The sequence below is a fragment of the Glaciimonas sp. Gout2 genome, assembly GCF_035018905.1.
Classification (GTDB): domain Bacteria; phylum Pseudomonadota; class Gammaproteobacteria; order Burkholderiales; family Burkholderiaceae_D; genus Glaciimonas.
In genome coordinates this window covers 135,957-153,552 of record NZ_JASJXA010000008.1, presented here as the reverse complement: position 1 = coordinate 153,552, position 17,596 = coordinate 135,957, and the positions used below count along the sequence as shown (strand labels likewise).

Here is a 17,596-nt window from a genome sequence, read left to right as displayed (position 1 = left end):
TAACGATCATTACCCATTTCGCGATAAGTAGAGGCTGCTTGTCGCGTGGTGAGCGATTGCACCGCCGTCTTTTTGGTGATTTATGGACGCATCCTTGAGTGACTAAAGCGCGAGGTGCGCGCCGACCGCTTTTCGCGCATTCAGGATAAATGATGGCATTGTCTACACGCCAAAAAGAATATCGAATCAACCTGTCGCACCCACTCTAAAGAAGAATACAAGCGTCTTCTGAATGAAATGCGTCAAAAAATATACAAAAAAAGAGGAAAATTTATGAAAAAGAATATCAACATTACATTAATGGCCGCATCGCTGGGAATGGTCGCTAGTTCAGCAGCATTCGCACAGTCTTCGGTAACCCTTTACGGCGTACTCGATATGTTCAGTGGCTATCAATCGTCAACGGTCGGAGGTAAGCACACTTCACTGACGGTACTCGGTAACAACGGTGAAATGACAAGTCGCTGGGGCATCCGTGGTAACGAGGATCTCGGCGGCGGCTACAAGACCACGTTCGATCTCGAAAATGGATTTGATCCAGGGACAGGCCAACAACAAAATTCCTTTCGCTTGTTCGATCGCCAGGCTTGGGTAGGCATTTCAGGGAATTTCGGCGAAGTGCGCGCCGGGCGCCAGAACACACCAATGTTTGCTTATAGCGGCAATATGGATGCATTCGGGGCAGCAACCTATGGGTCTGCTTACAACAACTTTTCCAATTGGCTGGCGCGCGTCGATAACGACATTAGCTATACTTCGCCGAAAATTTATAATTCACAAATTGAATTGCATTACTCGCTGGGCGAAAAAGCTGGCAATATTGCGGGCAATGCGGTCTATCAGGCGGCGGGACAGACGCAGCAGGGGCCTGTTTTCTTTGCGTTGGCTTATCTGATCGCGGCAAATGCTACCAACACCAATCGCGTTCAGGAATTCATGGCCGGCGGGAATGTGGACTATGGCCACGGAAAAATCTATCTTGGCTATTTCCGTGCGAATGAGGTGATTTCGGCGACGACCGGCAACGCGCTCAGCAATCCTGCGGGAAAATACGATCCGACCGTCGGTCCGGTAGGTAACACGCCTGGTAACTATCATAACACTTATAGCGTTTCCGCAGATTATCGCGTCAACCCTGTAACGACGATTGCTGCTGGCTATGGCTTGATCAAGGATAGCTCTTCTTTTGGGAATAATGCCAGACAGGTCAGCCTGATCGTGAATTACGATCTGTCTAAACGGACGCGACTTTATTCCGTTGCGTCGCGATTGAATAATTCCAATACCGCGCAGTTAAAGATGGCGGGTGCCAGCATCACGAATGGATCTTTTCTGACGCCGGGCGCCGGGCAAAGTGAAACAGGTGTTCAAGTCGGAATCCGTCATTTGTTCTAATTATTGAAAAAAAGGCATTCACACAGGTGAGGCATGGTGCCTCGCTTGTGTAGAGACGTGTTTCTACGCATTGCCACCAACACGGCTGAACGCGGGTTCATTCGCAACTATCTCTGGTTTGATGTGAGGGCACACCGTTAATTCTGGTCGAAAAGATAATAAAAATCTACAATATATAAAAAATCTATAGTTGGGAAGAAGCATTATAACTGTAACGCTTAACCGTAGTTTCTGTTCCGTTACTCCCCATACCCCTATTAGAACAAGGTCTGTCAGGAAGAGAGGCGGCCATGCGACTAGGGATGTCGCAAAGTAATTTGAACAAATGGGTAGTTCTTACCATGGGTAATAAGTCTGGCAAAATGATGACAGTGGCTGGATCTCGAAGTGTGGCGGAGCTGGAAGAAGAGCTAGCTAAAATGCGGCGTGAACTGCATGAAACGCGCCAGGAACGCGATATATTAAAAAAAGCAACGGCGTACTTTGCACGGGAGTCGCTACCCGGTACGCGCACGTGAAAACATTGCAACTCCACTATCCTGTGAAGCTACTGTGTAAAGTATTGGTCGTATCACGCAGTGGTTTTTACGATTGGCTGACACGTGTTCCGAGCGAGCGCAGTTGCGAAGATGAACGGTTAAAAATAGCAATCAAAGTAGCGCATCGACGTACCCGTGAAACGTATAGCGTAAGACGTTTGCAGCCTGAATTGGCAAATGATGGATTTACGGTTGGGCGGGATCGGCTCACGAGATTGCGTCGTCAGTTAGGCATTGTTTGCAAGCAAAAGCGGCAATTTAAAGTGACGACCAATTCCAATCATAGCTTTCCAGTGGCTGACAATTTACTGAATCAAACGTTTAATCTGACTCAACCGAATCAAGTATGGGTCACTAATATCACCTATATTCCGACTCAAGAGGGCTGGTTATATTTGGCTGGTATTAAGGATGTCTTTACCTGTGAAATCGTCGGTTATGCGATGGGTGATCGGATGACGCAAACGCTAACCAGCCGTGCTCTATGGCGTGCAGTAGCACTTCAACGACCATCCGCTGGACTGATCCATCACTCTGATCGTGGCAGCCAATATTGCGCCCATGCTTATCGCCTGTTGTTAGAGCAATTTGACATGCAAGCGTCCATGTCACGCAAAGGAAACTGTTATGACAATGCACCAATGGAAAGTTGTTGGGGCAGCTTAAAAAATGAGCTGGTACATCATCGGCGATATGCCACCCGTGCCGAAGCTGAGGCATCTATTGGTGAGTACATCGAAATCTTTTATAACCGTCAACGAAGGCATTCACGATTGGGGTATTTATCCCCAGCTGCTTTTGCTGATAATTTTAACCGGCAGAAAAAATCTGCTTGAGACGTGTGTCCGGGATTGACAGTTCACCTCATAACAGGGTGAACGGAAAAAATAGTACGCTAGGATATGTGTTAAAGCGTGGTCAATACGGTCGCTGCAATGCTCGAACTTAAGATAAAAGTGTCCGTCGTCCTGGGCGGCAATTTCGCCACGACGACCCCTGATACCTATCGCACGTGGGACGCCCTGCGCTCGTGTGACCTAACCGAACACATAGCGACGAAAGTCAATCGCAGTCATCCGGTCCACGGCAAGGACATCTTTCTCCTTGCTGTAAAGCCGATCACGCAGTCTTTCTGGACGCCAGCTGGCGCAGCACATAATGCAGGATGCCGCCGTGGCGGAAGTACTCTACTTCCTTTGGCGTGATCAACAACACCTGCGCTTTGAAGGAAACCGGGCGACCATCACTGCTGGTGGCGACAACGTCGGCGATTCGGCCAGCACCATCTCGCAGACCGGCAATGTCGAACGACTCATCGCCCGTCAAGCCCAGGGATGCGCCATTCTGACCGGCCATGAATTGCAGCGGCAGCACCCCCATACCGACCAGATTGGAGCGATGGATGCGTTCGAAGCTCTCGGCGATCACTGCCTTGACGCCTAGCAGCAAGGTGCCCTTTGCCGCCCAGTCGCGCGATGAGCCTGTGCCGTATTCCTTGCCAGCGATAACCACCAACGGCACCTGGTCGGTCTTATATTTCATCGCCGCATCGTAAATCGCTAGTTTTTCTTTCGACGGATAGTGGATAGTGTTACCGCCTTCCTCACCGCCGAGCATCAGATTCTTAATGCGGATGTTGGCGAAGGTTCCGCGCACCATCACGTCGTCATTGCCGCGACGCGAACCATAGGAGTTAAAGTCCGCGGGCTGCACCCCTCGCGATTGCAGGAAGCGACCGGCCGGCGAGTTGGCCTTGATGTTGCCGGCGGGGGAAATATGATCCGTGGTGATCGAGTCGCCGAACAGGCCAAGCATCCGCGCAGCGTGAATATCGTCGATGCTGCCAACGCTCATCTGCATGCCTTCGAAGTAGGGTGGGTTCTTGATATAAGTCGAAGCCTCGTCCCATGCGAATGCTTCTCCATCGGGCGAGGAGATCTGGTTCCAGCGGCTGTCACCGGCGAAAACATCGGCATAATTGCGCGTGAACATGTCCGGGCTGACGCTGCGCGCGATCAAGTCACCGACTTCCTTGTTCGACGGCCAGATATCATGCAGATAGACCGGTTTGCCGTCGCCGCCAGTACCTAGCGGGTCACGAGTCAGGTCGATGTTTACCGTGCCGGCCAGTGCATAGGCCACGACCAGCGGTGGCGACGCCAGATAATTCATTTTCACTTCCGGATGTACACGGCCTTCAAAGTTGCGGTTGCCGGACAAGACCGCAGCCACGATCAGGTCTTTGTCAGCGATGCGACGGGACACATCGTCGGGCAAGGGGCCGGAATTACCGATGCAAGTCGTGCAACCGTAGCCGACGATGAAGAAGCCGAGTTGTTCCAGGTCAGCGAGTAGGCCTGCCTTGGTCAAGTAATCAGTCACCACTAATGAACCTGGAGCCATGGAAGTCTTGACCCATGGCGCAGCCTTTAAACCCTTAGCCAGAGCATTGCGAGCGACTAGTCCAGCTGCCAGCATCACCGCAGGATTGGACGTATTGGTACACGATGTGATCGCGGCGATAACCACTGCACCGTCTTTCAGCTCAGTATCGTGCCCGTTCATCAATACTGGACTCGAAGCGTGGACTGAGGTGTCATGCTCGACGGCGGTGTCGCCGCCCTCGTCTTCGAAGCGTTGAGTGGATTGTTTGTCCGGCTTGCGGTTGGCGGTGAAGCCCACGAGGTTGGTCGTGAAATTGTTCTTCATGTCCGATAACTGCACGCGGTCCTGCGGTCGTTTCGGACCGGCGAGCGATGGTAACACCGTACCCATGTCCAGATGCAAGGTTGCACTGTAATCGGCTTCCTGGTCGCTGTGCCACAGGCCTTGGGCCTTAGCGTAGGCCTCGACGAGGCCGATATGTTCTTCACTGCGGCCGGACAGGCGCAGATAACTCAAGGATTCGTTATCGATAGGGAAGATCCCGCAAGTGGCGCCGTATTCCGGTGCCATGTTGGCGATGGTCGCTCGGTCAGCCAGTGGCAAGTAGTTCAGGCCGTCTCCATAGAACTCAACGAATTTGTTGACCACGCCAAATGCACGCAGCATTTGTGTAACAGTCAGCACGAGATCAGTCGCGGTTGTGCCTTCGGGCAGCTTGCCGGTAAGCTTGAAACCGACCACTTGCGGAATCAGCATCGAACTCGGCTGCCCCAGCATCGCGGCCTCGGCTTCGATGCCGCCAACGCCCCAGCCGAGCACACCCAGCCCATTGACCATTGTGGTGTGTGAATCGGTGCCAAACACCGTATCGGGGAACGCGTACTTCACGCCGTCAATAGTGCCCTCCATCACTACGCGCGCCAGATGCTCGAGGTTCACCTGATGCACAATGCCGGTGTTGGGCGGCACAACCTTAAAATTGTTGAAGGCTTTCTGGCCCCAGCGCAAGAAGCTGTAACGTTCGCCGTTGCGGGCAAATTCCATCTGACCGTTAATCTCGCGGGAGTCGGACTTACCGAAGGAATCGACCTGTACCGAATGGTCAATCACCAGCTCGGACGGGATCAAGGGGTTGATGTTGGCGGCCGAACCACCTAGCTTGACCACTGCGTCGCGCATCGCCGCAAAATCGACGATGCAGGGCACTCCAGTGAAGTCCTGTAGCACGACGCGCGCCGGCATGAAGGCGATTTCTGTTCTGGGTTCTTCCGTTGCTTGCCACTGAGCGACTGCCTCGATCGAGGCTTTGGTGACCGACACGCCGTCTTCGCCGCGCAGCAGGTTTTCCAACAAGATTTTCATCGAAAACGGCAGACGGGCCAAGTCGAAGCGCTGGCCCAGTTTCGCCAAGCTGAAGATGGCGTAGTCGGTGCCGTTAACGCTGAGAGTGTCGCGGGTGGAGTAAGAGTCGTTCATAGTTTCTCCCGAAAAATGCAAAAAATGCAAGACCGGTAACACTCATAGTCTGCCAATTAATATACTCTCTTAGAGATAGCAAGCCCAAACCGCCGGAATTTGTCCTACCTGCCAACATTGGCAACTTATATGTATTGACCCGTCAACCCCAAGAGGCTGACGATTGCAAGTCATTGGGGTTTCAAACGCGAGTCACTACAACTACTGGCCGGAGTTCGGCAAGGGCACGCCAGGCTCCTCCAGGATGCGGTAAGTACAGCGGCGATCGCCAGCGAGGAAGTGCTCGACGCGCTCAACCGTGACACCGACGCCGAGAACCGCACGGAACACCGTCAGTTCGCCGCCGCAGAGCTTGGTACAAAGGTGCGCTGCTTTGGCGATCGCGCAGTGATTCTCGACGAGTTCGATCACGCCAGTCTGGGCGGGGCCGCACTCGGCCATAAAGCCTTCCTCACGGCGGATCCTGACCAGTGCGGCCACGCGCTGGGCTAGTGGCAGGTCTGGGCTGGGCATCCGTGCGCGATAGGCGACCACTTGTTGGCGCGTCCATTCGTCGGTGACTCGTTCCAGGCCTTCTTCGCCGAAGACGCTCTGAACCACCTGCAGCATGTCAACCGCGAGCTGGGCGTGGTGATCCGGGAATCGTTCATGGGCCACGGCTGTCAGCTGCCAAATACGTGCAGGTCGCCCCAGTTTGCGCTGCTCGTCGCTGAAATCGACCAACCCCTCTGCGTTCAAGACGGAAAGGTGCTGGCGGACGGCCATAGCCGTCACGGTCAACTGTTGTGCTAGCGCAGAGGTCGACTGAGGTCCGTCCCTCTTAAGCAGGAATAGGATGCGATCGCGACCGGAACCGGGCTCTGACGCGCTCACGTTGGCAGCTTGCATAGTCACCTATCTTTCCATTCATTTAAAATTGAATTATTGATAATTTTCCCAGCTTTTGCCCAGAAATTATTTAGATTATAAAGTATTTACTAGTCAAATGACATAAGCATATAATATACTTTGCAAAGTATCTTAAAGTTCGACGAGAAGGCGACCAGGGTGTCGATGACACCACCTCCAGCCGTCATGCTCTGCCGCGCCGTAATAAGTAGACGTAACCAATGACGACGCAAGGAACTAATGGACATCTCGGCTTAAATACTTGGCGATATAAGCCCAATTTGAAAGGCAAATAGTTATGACAATCACTTTGACGGAAAAAGCAGCAAAAAAAATCCTGGCGCAGGTGGCGAAAAACGGCAGCGGGGTGGGCTTGCGAGTGGGTATAAAAAAGGTCGGCTGTTCCGGCTTTGCATACACATTCGACTACGCCGACGAAGTGCGTGCTGGAGACCAGGTGTTCGAGTCGCATGACGCAGCGCTGGTGGTCGATGCTGTCAGCCTGCCATTTCTCGACGGCTCACACGTTGATTTCGTCAAGGAAGGATTCAATGAGACGTTCAAGTTCGACAATCCCAACGCCGAAAGCGAGTGCGGCTGTGGTGAAAGCTTCAACCTGAAAAAATAAATCCGGTTCGCAATGAATGCTCATTGCGTGGAAAACATTGAGGTAAATAGTATGAGTGTGGCACTGCAAAATCTAGTCAACCAACCCTACAAGCACGGGTTCGTGACCAACATCGAATCAGAGGTCGCGCCTAAGGGCCTCAATGAAGACATTATTCGTATGATTTCGAGCAAGAAAAAAGAACCCGAATGGCTGCTCGACTTTCGCCTCAAGTCGTACCAGGCATGGCTCAAGATGACAGAGCCGGAGTGGCAAAATTGCCATCATCCTGCCATCGATTATCAGGCCATCAGCTACTACGCCGCGCCCAAGCTGAAAGCTAAGTTAGCCAGTATTGATGAGGTTGATCCTGAATTGTTGCGCACCTTCGAAAAGCTGGGTGTACCGCTGCACGAGCGCATGGCGCTGGCGGGCGTGGCGGTCGATGTGATTTTTGATAGTGTCTCGGTAGCTACCACCTACAAGCACAAGCTGGCTGAAGTCGGTGTCATTTTCTGCTCAATGTCGGAAGCGGTACTGGAGCATCCCGAGTTGGTACAAAAGTATCTCGGCAGCGTAGTACCGAATACCGATAATTTTTACGCTGCGCTTAACTCGGCAGTATTTACCGACGGCTCGTTTTGCTTTATTCCCAAGGGCGTCAAGTGTCCCATGGATTTGTCGACCTACTTCCGCATCAACACCGAAGAGTCAGGGCAATTCGAGCGCACCTTGATCATCGCCGAGGAAGGTGCCTCAGTGTCCTATCTGGAAGGTTGCACCGCACCGGCGTTCAGCACTAATCAACTGCATGCGGCGGTAGTTGAATTGGTCGCCCTCGACAATGCCGACATCAAATATTCCACCGTGCAGAACTGGTACGCGGGCGACGAAAATGGCGTCGGTGGCATTTACAACTTTGTAACCAAGCGCGGCCTGGCCAAAGGTGTTCACTCGCGTATCTCGTGGACCCAGGTTGAGACCGGTGCGGCGATTACCTGGAAATATCCATCGGTGGTTTTGTTGGGGGATAACTCGATCGGTGAGTTTTATTCGGTGGCGGTGACCAATAATTATCAGCAAGCCGACACCGGCACCAAGATGATCCACATAGGCAAAAATACACGCAGCACGATAGTGAGCAAAGGAATTTCCGCAGGCAAGTCGAACAACAGTTACCGCGGGCTAGTCAAAATTGCTGCCAGCGCCAGCGGTGCGCGCAATTATTCCCAATGCGATTCGATGCTGATTGGTGAAGAGTGCGGTGCCAACACCTTCCCGTATATCCAGGTACTCAATAACAGTGCCCAGGTTGAGCACGAGGCGTCAACCTCGAAGATAGGCGAAGACCAAATGTTTTACTTTGCCCAGCGTGGTGTCGATGCCGAGGCTGCGGTATCGATGATCATCAATGGCTTCTGTAAAGACGTATTTCAACAATTACCATTGGAGTTTGCGGTCGAGGCGACCAATCTCCTCAGTTTTAAACTCGAAGGGAGTGTCGGATGATTTACCCAGACAGCAAGGTATTGCTTGAGGTACGCGGACTGTGCGCGAGCGTCAATGGCGTTGAAATTCTGAAGGACCTTGACTTCACCGTCAGGAGCGGTGAAATCCACGCGATCATGGGCCTCAATGGTTCTGGCAAGAGCACTTTTGCCAAGGTGCTTGCCGGTCACCCAGCCTATGAAGTGACCAGCGGCAGCGTGCTGCTCGAAGGCCAAAACCTGTTGGCGTTGAAACCTGAAGAACGTGCGCGCGCCGGATTTTTTCTGGCTTTCCAGTATCCGATCGAGGTGCCCGGCGTCGGCAACAGCCAGTTCCTGCGCTTGACGTACAACACGGTTCAAAAACAGCGTGGCAAGGAAGAACTCGACCCACTTGAATTTGATGATTTCGTGCGCGAAAAGATGAAGCTGCTGGAAATGAACCCCGATTTTCTCGACCGTAGTGTCAATGAAGGCTTCTCCGGCGGCGAGAAAAAACGTAACGAAATATTGCAGATGGCGCTGCTGGCTCCCCGTCTGGCCATTCTTGATGAGACCGATTCTGGTCTCGACATCGATGCGCTCAGGGTCGTCGCCCAAGGTGTGAATCAGCTCGCTAAACAAGACAATGCGATGGTGATGGTGACCCACTATCAGCGTCTGCTGAACTATATCGTGCCAGACTACGTGCACGTGATGGAAGCCGGGCGCATTATCAAGACTGGCGGCAAGGCGCTGGCAATGGAACTGGAGACGCGCGGTTACGAATGGGTCAGCGCCGAGCACAAGGTTGCTGCGAGTGTGCCCGCATGAGCGAAACGACCCCATTGGTGCCGGCGCTTGCCGGACATTATTTTACCAGCCTGATGGCAGGGCAGCCGCAACTGCAAATGGAGGCGAGCCAATCGGCGTGGCTCAAGGCATTGCGCGCGCAGGCGGTTGAGCGCTTCGGCGTACTCAAGCAGCCCACTACCCGTGACGAGGATTGGCGCTTTACCGATATTTCCCTGCTGAGCAAGATGTCGTTTGCACCAGCACTCAGTGCAAGTGCAATCGACGCAGCTGATGTTGCTCATTTTCACATTGAAGAAGCAACTACCAGGCTGGTCTTTGTGGATGGACTTTATGCGCCGCATTTGTCCAGTGCCAATGAAGGTGACGGCTTAGATAGTGGTGTGATGGTGTCCAGCCTGACGGCAGCAATGGCTACCCACAAAGCGGCGCTAGAAGCCCATCTTGGCCGCCACGCCGCATTTAATAACGAGGTATTTACTGCACAAAATACCGCATTTTTGCATGATGCTGCCGTACTCATCTTGCCGCGTGACATAGCGCTGGCAGCGCCTGTGCATGTACTGTTTATTGCGACCCAAAAAGAGGTGGTCAGTACGCCGCGTTGCCTGGTACTGGCTGAGGCTGGCAGTGCCGTGACCGTGATCGAGGATTACGTGGTGTTGTACCAACCGCGCTGGCAAGAAGAGCCCCACTTCACCAACGCGGTGACCGAAATCGTGCTCGAAGAGAGTGCGCATGTGAATCACATCCGGGTGCAGCGCGAAGGTAGTCAAGCGTTTCATATTGCGAGCTGCGCGGTGTCGCTTGGGCGCGCCAGCAATTATCAGTCGGTGAGTGTCGCGCTGGGTGCGCGCATTTCGCGCTATAACCTGAACGTGCTGCAAACGGCCGATGGCGCCACCTGCGCACTTGACGGTCTGACGCTAATCTCAGGCAGGCAGCTGGCTGATACGCATACCTGTATGGATCATGCCCATCCACACGGTACCAGCCGTCAGCAGCACAAGTGCATCGTCGGCGGCAGCGCGCATGCCGTCTTCAACGGTAAAGTCATGGTGCACAAAGGTGCACAGGGTACCGATGCAAAACAGTCCAACCGTAACTTGCTATTGACTACCAAGGCGCACATCGATACCAAGCCGCAGCTAGAAATTTTTGCTTCCGATGTTAAATGCACGCACGGTGCAACCATAGGGCAGCTCGACAGCGAAGAGGTGTTTTATCTACAGAGCCGCGGCTTGACCGAGGCGGCGGCGCGCAATCTACTGACGTATGCGTTCGGCGCCGAGATCATCGACCGTATTCCGGTTGCCTCACTCAAACTTCAACTCGAGCAGACCGTGCTCGAACAAACGACGGGCTCGCCATGAGTAGCCTCCAAATAGTCCAAAAAATAGCGCTTGAAGCAGCAACCGACGCCAGCTTCGACGTCGAGCGGATACGTGCCGATTTTCCCATCCTCAAGCTGCAAGTGAACGGCAAACCTTTGGTGTATCTCGACAATGCGGCATCTAGCCAGATGCCGCAGCAGGTGATTGATCGCATGGTGCGTTATCAAAGCACACAACACGCTAATATCAATCGTGCGGTGCATACTCTTTCGGAGATCGCGACTAACGAATTTGAAGAGGCGCGGCGCAAGCTGCAACATTTCATTCACGCGCGGGAAGAACGCGAAGTGATCTTCACCAGCGGCACCACCGATGCCATCAATCTGGTGATGCACGGCTACGGCCGCAAGTTCATCGGGCCAGGTGATGAAATCATCCTGACCACGCTCGAGCACCATTCCAACATCGTGCCGTGGCAAATGCTGGCAGAAGAAAAAGGCGCAAGGATTCGTGTAGTGCCGATCAATGACGCCGGCGAGCTACTGATAGACGAGTACGAGCAGCTATTTAATGCGCGCACTAAATTTGTCGGCGTCATGCACGTCTCGAACGCGCTGGGCACGATCAATCCGATCAAGCAGATGATCGCCTTTGCCCATGCACACGGGGTGCCGGTGCTGGTCGATGGTGCACAGGCCGTGCCGCACATGCCGGTCGACGTACAGGATCTGGACTGTGACTTTTATGCATTTTCAGGTCACAAACTATGCGGTCCGACTGGCATCGGCATTCTCTATGGCAAGGCTGCATGGTTAGAGCAGATGGCTCCGTTCAAGGGCGGCGGCGACATGATCATGTCGGTGACGTTTGAGAAAACCACCTACAATACGATCCCGCACAAATTTGAAGCTGGGACGCCACCGATCGCGGCCGCCATCGGGCTTGGTGCCGCAGTGGATTATTTGTCGGACATCGGCATGGACACCATTGGCCAGCATGAACTTGCTCTGCTCAATTACGCCAGCGAGCAGATGGTTCGGATACCGGGAGTGCGCATTATCGGCACCGCTCTGCACAAGGCCGCAGTGTTGTCGTTTGCAGTTGACGGTGTGCACCCGCACGACATCGGGACCTTACTCAATCAAGAAGGCGTCGCTGTGCGCACCGGGCATCATTGCGCGCAGCCAGTAATGCAGCGCTTCAAATTGCCGGCCACCTCGCGCGCCTCGTTTGCGTTTTACAACAGCATGGCAGAAGTCGATGCCCTGATCGCCGGTATCCGCACCGTGCAGAAAGTGTTTGCATAATGGCCGATCCTAGAGCTTTATATCAAGAGGTTATCCTCGACCATAACAAGAAGCCGCGCAATTACGGCATGCTCGCGCATGCCAGTCACCATGCGGCAGGCCACAATCCGCTGTGTGGCGACCACATCGACGTAGCACTGAATCTGTGTGGTGAATGTGTCGACGGCATCGCGTTTCAAGGCGCCGCGTGCGCAATCTGCAAGGCCTCGGCATCGATGATGACGGTCGCTGTCAAGGGAAAAACCCGGGGTGAGGCAGAAGTATTGATCCACGAATTTCTCGACATGGCGACCGGCAAGCTCGATCTGAACGGCGCTCACCACATCGGTCGGCTGACGGTGTTTGCCGGGATAGCCGAGCTGCCGACGCGCGTCAAATGCGCGATTCTGCCGTGGCACACACTGCAGGCAGCATTCAACGCCATTGAGAACACGACGACCGAGGCGGAACATGACCCTATGCACGCGGCAATCGGCGCTGCCTGAGCCATGAAAATAATTTTCCCGATAGGAACACACAGAAGTTTTGACGATTGCATCGTTCCTGTGGTCCTTGTAGGTGTTCCGGGTAACTTTACATTGAGAGTAGACGATGCTGACAGCAAGTGATTTAAGAAGCTACATCATAGATGGATTGCCTAGTGATTACGTCGAAGTGAAGGGCGATGACGGTCAGCACTTCGAGGCGGTGATCGTTAGCCCGCAATTCAACGGCAAGAACATGGTGCAGCAACATCAATTAGTATATTTGGCACTAGGCGAGCGCATGCGTTCAGAAATTCATGCACTGTCAATACGAACTTTTACGCCTGAGACTTGGCTCAAAGATGGCAATTAAATTGCCGAGGAAAAGAATCATGATAGACACGCAAAAAAGAATTAAGCAACAAGTAACTACTCACCCAGTCGTCCTATACATGAAGGGGTCGCCCAACTTCCCGCAGTGCGGCTTCTCCGGTGCGGCAATCAAGATGCTCGCAGCTTGCGGTGGACCCACGCTGTTCACGGTGGATGTGTTGGGCGACCAGGCAATCCGCGATGGCATCAAGACCTACGCTAATTGGCCGACCATACCGCAGCTGTATATCAAGGGCGAGTTTGTCGGCGGTTCCGACATCATGCGCGAGATGTTTGATCAAGGCGAACTGCAAAAATTGCTGCAAGCGGCAGTCGAATCAGTTTAAGGAAATTGCCATGCCAAAAATTGCTGAAATTGAAGACACGCCCAACCCGAATGCGGTGAAATTTACGCTCCACGAGCCACTCACCTGGGGTATTAGCCACTCCTACGAAAACGCCGGACAAGCCCGGGACGATGTACTCGCCTCGACACTGTTCGAGATTGAACACGTAAGCAATGTGTTTTACGTGGATCGCTGGCTCACCGTAACGCAAGATGGCGAGGCCGACTGGCCCGAGTTAGTGCGCTTAATTGCCGTGCCACTGCGCGCCGCACCGGCAGCTGCTGCGCAATCGGCTGCCACGCTTGCGCAAGCGCGCACTGCCATCGCCGACCTCAGTGACGAGGATCAGGCCCGTCTTGAACACATCACCGAGCTGATTGATGAACAGATCCGCCCTTCTTTACAAGGCGATGGCGGTGATCTGCACATAGTTGGTTTGGCGGGCAATTATCTCAGCATTCACTATCAAGGTGCTTGTGGCACCTGCCCGAGCTCAATCGCGGGGACGCTCAAAGGCATCGAGAATCTGGTGCGGACGATAGAGCCGAATATCGAACTGATAGCGGTGTAGAGAAGAAAAAATGAAGACTTTAAACGCCTTTGAATTGGCCGCATGGCTTGCAGATGATCTGCGTTTGCAGCCCGTCTTACTTGATGTCCGTGAAGAGTGGGAATTTCAAGCAGGTCATATTGACGGCGCCGTACCAATGCCGATGAATACCATTTTCGACAGACTGTCTGAGCTGGACAGACAGCAGCCTATATTCTGCATCTGCCACCACGGCGCCCGCACCATGCAGGTGGCGTTATTTTTAGAACGGAATGGTTTTACAGAGATGATAAGCCTGCCAGGTGGCGTCCATGCATGGTCACAACACGTTGACAGCGCGTTGTCGATGTATTGAGGCATGCTCAACTTGCCGGTTGCCTGACTTAGCGTAATTTAACCCTAAACTAAAAACACAAGGAACTTGCGCCATGCAAAGCACTGAACAGTCTTACCGCCCACAGCAGGCGCCAGTCGCCGCATCCCAAGCGGGGGTTGATGCTGAAAAACTGCCAGGGATACGGCATATCATCGCCGTCGGCAGTGGTAAGGGTGGCGTCGGAAAATCCACTGTCAGCGTCAATCTGGCACTCGCACTGCAACAACTAGGCGCGCGGGTCGGCATAGTTGATGCCGACATCCTTGGCCCTAGCATCCCCGGCATGCTCGGTATCCCGACCGGTGAGCTACCAGCGATGACCGCGGAGAACATGATGATCCCGGCAGAACGGCACGGCCTGAAGGCGGTATCGATGGGCATGCTCACCGGAGACGATAAACCGGCCGTTTTGCGCGGACCAATGGTGGGAAAATATCTGAAGATGTTCGTCGGCGGTGTGCAATGGGGAAGATTGGACTACCTGATACTCGATCTCCCGCCAGGCACTGGCGACACCCAGTTGACGCTGGCGCAGAGCATGCCGCTGTCGGGCGTGGTGATCGTCACGACACCTCAGGCCGTGAGCCTCAAGATCGCGCGGCGCGGCTTGCGCATGTTCGAGAAAGTGCAGGTGCCAATTCTCGGTATCGTCGAAAACATGCGCAGCTTCACCTGCCCGCACTGCGGCGAGAGCACGGATATCTTCCGTCACGGCGGCGGCGAGCAGATGAGCCAGGAGCTCGGCATCCCGTTTCTGGGTGCCTTACCGCTTGATGCCGATGTTGTCACTTGCGGTGATGAGGGTAGACCTATCGTAGTGGATCAGCCGAAGTCGGACAGCTCCTTGGTGTATGCCGCCATCGCAGCAACGCTGGTGGCAAAGCTGCACACGACGGTCGTGGCGTTGAAACCCTTTGTCTGGAAGTGGGATAGCAACGAGGGCGCGCCAGCCTGGATGGAGGGCACGGCGCGGCCTGACGGTGCGCACAACATTCCCATCGGATTTGCGCGCCGCGATCCGCGTACCTTATCCATCCTCTGGGAGGATGGCCATCGCGACGAGCTTGATGTGCGTGAGTTGCGTCTGTCGTGTCGTTGCGCCCTGTGCGTCGAGGAGATGAGCGGACGCCCCTTGCTCGACCCAAAAACGGTGCGCTCTGATGTCAGTCCGCAACAGATACAGAGCATCGGCAACTATGCGCTCGGCTTCCATTGGAGCGATGGTCATAACACGGGAATACATGCCTTCAATGACCTGCGCGCCTTGGGCGCTGCGGCGAAGGACGTCGAAAGTGTCTAACACAGGCAGCATGCTGGTAGAGCAGCCAGTCAGTATCCGCGCGCAGACTTCTCTGGCCGACCCTGACACCTGCAAGTTCACCGTGAGCCGCAGCTTACATCCCGGCGGCCCTTTTTTTTTCGGTAGCCAGGAACGATCTGCCGGGTCGCCGCTAGTCGAGCGACTGTTCGCGCTTTCTGGTGTGGCCAATGTGCTCATCGCAGAAAATGTGGCGACCATCGTCAAGCAAGCGGGCACCTCGTGGGCAGAACTGAAAACGGCCATCGCAACGGCGATCCGGATGCAGTTGCTCAGCGGCGTGCCATCGATCCTGGAGATGGCGGCTTGCACCAGCCCGCAAGGACGATCCGATGTCGAACTTGGCGTACTTGTCCAGCAACTGCTGGCCAAGGAAGTCAATCGCTCTGTAGCGAACCACGGCGGAAAAATTTCGCTGGTGGAGGTCCGCCAAGGCAAGCTTTTCATCAGCATGAGCGGCGGCTGCCAAGGCTGCGGGTCTTCTCAAGTAACCCTGAGGCAGGGCTTGGAAGTGATGGTAAGAAGAGTCGCCCCAGAAATCCTGGAAATCGTCGATGTGACAGATCACGCCGCAGGTAAGCAGCCGTTCTACTCGCGGGCTGGGTAGATACCAAGATAAATATCAGGGCAAAAATCAGGCCAATACATGCAAAATCGACTATTCCACGAAATCTCCCCAACCATCGCGACGCTCGACGATCTTGCAAAGTTGGCAAACTACTCGCTTATGGACGCGCTCAACTGCGATCCTGACGCGAAAGCAGACGGAGCCGACCACGCGCCGCGACAAGTTTTTACGGGCCATTATGTCCCCATCAATCCCACGCCAATCAAAGACCCCGAGTACGTCGCTCACAGCAAAAACTTTTTTCGCGAACTTGGCTTCGCCGACCGCATGGCACAGTCGGGCGACTTCGTCCGCATGTTCTCCGGCGACATCTCGCACGTTCCGAAGCCGATGCGCAAGGTGGGTTGGGCGTGTGTGTACGCATTGTCCATCTTCGGCACCGAATACACCCAACAGTGCCCGTTCCAAACCGGCAACGGATACGGCGACGGTCGCGCAGTTTCCGTGCTTGAGGCCGTCATCAACAGTCGACGCTGGGAAATGCAGCTAAAAGGTGGCGGCCGGACGCCATACTGCCGCGGCGCGGATGGTCACGCCGTCCTGCGCTCAAGTGTCCGGGAGTTCTTAGCGCAGGAGCACATGCATGCGCTCGGTGTGCCAACGTCACGGTCTCTGAGTTTGTACGTTTCAAAAACGGAGAAGGTCAAGCGGCCGTGGTATTCGGAGGGCTCGCGCTCGCAGGATCCCGACATGCTTATATCGGAGGCAGTCGCTATTTCGACGCGGGTCGCACCGTCGTTCATTCGGGTCGGTCAACTCGAGCTCTTCGGTCGCCGTGCGCGCAAGAAGGAACACCCGAAAGCGATGGAGGAGCTCGAGCAGATTGTGTTGCACTTGATCGATCGTGAGTACGGTAACGTCATCGACAAGAAACTAAGCACTGCCGAAAAAGTGGTGTTGCTCGCGCGCGAGTTACGCAGCCGCCTGACGTCGCTTGTGGCGAACTGGATCCGCGTCGGCTACTGCCAGGGCAACTTCAACAGCGACAACTGCGCGGCCGGTGGCTTCACACTCGACTACGGTCCATTCGGATTCTGCGATGTGTTCAACCCGCACTACCAGCCATGGACGGGTGGCGGACATCACTTCGCGTTCCTGAACCAAGCCGTGGCAGCGGGACGCAACTTCCACATGTTTTGTACGGCGTTGCGGCCGTTACTATCATCAATGACATCGCTGTCCTCGCATCAGGACACTCTGCGACAGCTCGACGAGATTCAAAGTGGCTTTGCGACAGTGATGCAAGCGCAAATGGAGAAGATGTGGGCTGCTAAACTTGGACTCGGCACTTTTAACGCGCCATTTGGTACATCTTTACTCCGGCATTGACA

General features: G+C 54.3%; 17 protein-coding genes and 1 pseudogene. 16 read left to right on the top strand and 2 right to left on the bottom strand.

The annotated features are described in order from the left end of the window. Positions 1–273 precede the first annotated feature (273 nt). The 3 genes and pseudogenes from QN379_RS08390 to QN379_RS08380 all read left to right on the top strand — a co-directional run. On the top strand, positions 274–1,395 hold the full coding sequence (locus QN379_RS08390; protein WP_323506449.1) for a porin: 1,122 nt from the start codon (positions 274–276) through the stop codon (positions 1,393–1,395). Positions 1,396–1,643: 248 nt separating this feature from the next. Beyond that, positions 1,644–2,770, top strand: a protein-coding gene (locus QN379_RS08385) for an IS3 family transposase (protein ID WP_416348537.1) whose coding sequence is annotated in 2 segments (ribosomal slippage) — positions 1,644–1,866 and positions 1,866–2,770 — 1,128 coding nt in all. Because the reading frame shifts where the segments join, the coding sequence is not laid out codon by codon here. Positions 2,771–2,848: 78 nt separating this feature from the next. Further along, positions 2,849–3,040 (top strand): annotated as a pseudogene (locus tag QN379_RS08380) (hypothetical protein); the annotation flags it as partial. 13 nt (positions 3,041–3,053) lie between these two features. Here QN379_RS08380 and acnA read toward each other — a convergent pair. Both acnA and QN379_RS08370 read right to left on the bottom strand, forming a co-directional pair. After that, positions 3,054–5,795 carry an aconitate hydratase AcnA gene (gene acnA / locus QN379_RS08375; RefSeq protein ID WP_322240097.1) on the bottom strand — a complete coding sequence of 914 codons (2,742 nt, stop codon included), beginning with the start codon at positions 5,793–5,795 and terminating at the stop codon, positions 3,054–3,056. A gap of 201 nt (positions 5,796–5,996) precedes the next feature. Continuing rightward, on the bottom strand, positions 5,997–6,683 hold the full coding sequence (locus QN379_RS08370; protein WP_322240095.1) for a metalloregulator ArsR/SmtB family transcription factor: 687 nt from the start codon (positions 6,681–6,683) through the stop codon (positions 5,997–5,999). A gap of 298 nt (positions 6,684–6,981) precedes the next feature. Between QN379_RS08370 and QN379_RS08365 the strand changes: the two genes are divergently transcribed. The 13 genes from QN379_RS08365 to QN379_RS08305 all read left to right on the top strand — a co-directional run bounded on the left by QN379_RS08365 (position 6,982) and on the right by QN379_RS08305 (position 17,594). Beyond that, positions 6,982–7,311: an iron-sulfur cluster assembly accessory protein gene (locus QN379_RS08365; protein WP_322240093.1), complete on the top strand. Its 330-nt coding sequence runs from the start codon at positions 6,982–6,984 to the stop codon at positions 7,309–7,311. 51 nt (positions 7,312–7,362) lie between these two features. Continuing rightward, complete coding sequence (sufB, locus tag QN379_RS08360; RefSeq protein ID WP_322240091.1) at positions 7,363–8,799, top strand: Fe-S cluster assembly protein SufB; 1,437 nt, start codon at positions 7,363–7,365, stop codon at positions 8,797–8,799. A 20-nt stretch (positions 8,800–8,819) separates the two neighbouring features. Continuing rightward, positions 8,820–9,590 (top strand): Fe-S cluster assembly ATPase SufC, encoded by a 771-nt coding sequence (gene sufC / locus QN379_RS08355; RefSeq protein ID WP_322240751.1) that lies wholly within the window; start codon positions 8,820–8,822, stop codon positions 9,588–9,590. Further along, positions 9,587–10,942 carry a Fe-S cluster assembly protein SufD gene (gene sufD, locus QN379_RS08350; RefSeq protein ID WP_323506448.1) on the top strand — a complete coding sequence of 452 codons (1,356 nt, stop codon included), beginning with the start codon at positions 9,587–9,589 and terminating at the stop codon, positions 10,940–10,942. Before sufC ends, sufD begins: the two co-directional genes overlap by 4 nt. Continuing rightward, positions 10,939–12,210, top strand: a complete 1,272-nt coding sequence (locus tag QN379_RS08345; RefSeq protein WP_322240087.1) for a cysteine desulfurase — start codon at positions 10,939–10,941, stop codon at positions 12,208–12,210. Before sufD ends, QN379_RS08345 begins: the two co-directional genes overlap by 4 nt. Then, positions 12,210–12,695: a Fe-S cluster assembly sulfur transfer protein SufU gene (sufU, locus tag QN379_RS08340; protein WP_322240085.1), complete on the top strand. Its 486-nt coding sequence runs from the start codon at positions 12,210–12,212 to the stop codon at positions 12,693–12,695. Before QN379_RS08345 ends, sufU begins: the two co-directional genes overlap by 1 nt. Before the next feature lie 106 nt (positions 12,696–12,801). Continuing rightward, positions 12,802–13,047: a BolA family protein gene (locus tag QN379_RS08335; RefSeq protein ID WP_322240083.1), complete on the top strand. Its 246-nt coding sequence runs from the start codon at positions 12,802–12,804 to the stop codon at positions 13,045–13,047. A gap of 22 nt (positions 13,048–13,069) precedes the next feature. Continuing rightward, positions 13,070–13,393 carry a Grx4 family monothiol glutaredoxin gene (grxD, locus tag QN379_RS08330; RefSeq protein WP_322240749.1) on the top strand — a complete coding sequence of 108 codons (324 nt, stop codon included), beginning with the start codon at positions 13,070–13,072 and terminating at the stop codon, positions 13,391–13,393. Between the two features lie 10 nt (positions 13,394–13,403). Continuing rightward, complete coding sequence (locus QN379_RS08325; protein WP_322240081.1) at positions 13,404–13,964, top strand: NifU family protein; 561 nt, start codon at positions 13,404–13,406, stop codon at positions 13,962–13,964. Positions 13,965–13,974: 10 nt separating this feature from the next. Continuing rightward, positions 13,975–14,298 (top strand): rhodanese-like domain-containing protein, encoded by a 324-nt coding sequence (locus tag QN379_RS08320; protein ID WP_322240080.1) that lies wholly within the window; start codon positions 13,975–13,977, stop codon positions 14,296–14,298. A gap of 73 nt (positions 14,299–14,371) precedes the next feature. Continuing rightward, positions 14,372–15,619, top strand: a complete 1,248-nt coding sequence (locus tag QN379_RS08315) for a P-loop NTPase (protein WP_322240078.1) — start codon at positions 14,372–14,374, stop codon at positions 15,617–15,619. After that, positions 15,612–16,244 carry a NifU family protein gene (locus QN379_RS08310; RefSeq protein WP_322240076.1) on the top strand — a complete coding sequence of 211 codons (633 nt, stop codon included), beginning with the start codon at positions 15,612–15,614 and terminating at the stop codon, positions 16,242–16,244. Before QN379_RS08315 ends, QN379_RS08310 begins: the two co-directional genes overlap by 8 nt. A 39-nt stretch (positions 16,245–16,283) precedes the next feature. Next, positions 16,284–17,594 carry a protein adenylyltransferase SelO family protein gene (locus QN379_RS08305; RefSeq protein WP_322240074.1) on the top strand — a complete coding sequence of 437 codons (1,311 nt, stop codon included), beginning with the start codon at positions 16,284–16,286 and terminating at the stop codon, positions 17,592–17,594. The last annotated feature ends 2 nt before the right edge of the window (positions 17,595–17,596 follow it).

Coding starts and splice junctions, on each gene's coding strand:
- QN379_RS08390 (WP_323506449.1), top strand. CDS start 274: ATGAAAAAGAATATCAACATTACATTAATGGCCGCATCGCTGGGAATG.
- acnA (WP_322240097.1), bottom strand. CDS start 5,795: ATGAACGACTCTTACTCCACCCGCGACACTCTCAGCGTTAACGGCACC.
- QN379_RS08370 (WP_322240095.1), bottom strand. CDS start 6,683: ATGCAAGCTGCCAACGTGAGCGCGTCAGAGCCCGGTTCCGGTCGCGAT.
- QN379_RS08365 (WP_322240093.1), top strand. CDS start 6,982: ATGACAATCACTTTGACGGAAAAAGCAGCAAAAAAAATCCTGGCGCAG.
- sufB (WP_322240091.1), top strand. CDS start 7,363: ATGAGTGTGGCACTGCAAAATCTAGTCAACCAACCCTACAAGCACGGG.
- sufD (WP_323506448.1), top strand. CDS start 9,587: ATGAGCGAAACGACCCCATTGGTGCCGGCGCTTGCCGGACATTATTTT.
- QN379_RS08345 (WP_322240087.1), top strand. CDS start 10,939: ATGAGTAGCCTCCAAATAGTCCAAAAAATAGCGCTTGAAGCAGCAACC.
- sufU (WP_322240085.1), top strand. CDS start 12,210: ATGGCCGATCCTAGAGCTTTATATCAAGAGGTTATCCTCGACCATAAC.
- QN379_RS08335 (WP_322240083.1), top strand. CDS start 12,802: ATGCTGACAGCAAGTGATTTAAGAAGCTACATCATAGATGGATTGCCT.
- QN379_RS08325 (WP_322240081.1), top strand. CDS start 13,404: ATGCCAAAAATTGCTGAAATTGAAGACACGCCCAACCCGAATGCGGTG.
- QN379_RS08320 (WP_322240080.1), top strand. CDS start 13,975: ATGAAGACTTTAAACGCCTTTGAATTGGCCGCATGGCTTGCAGATGAT.
- QN379_RS08315 (WP_322240078.1), top strand. CDS start 14,372: ATGCAAAGCACTGAACAGTCTTACCGCCCACAGCAGGCGCCAGTCGCC.
- QN379_RS08305 (WP_322240074.1), top strand. CDS start 16,284: ATGCAAAATCGACTATTCCACGAAATCTCCCCAACCATCGCGACGCTC.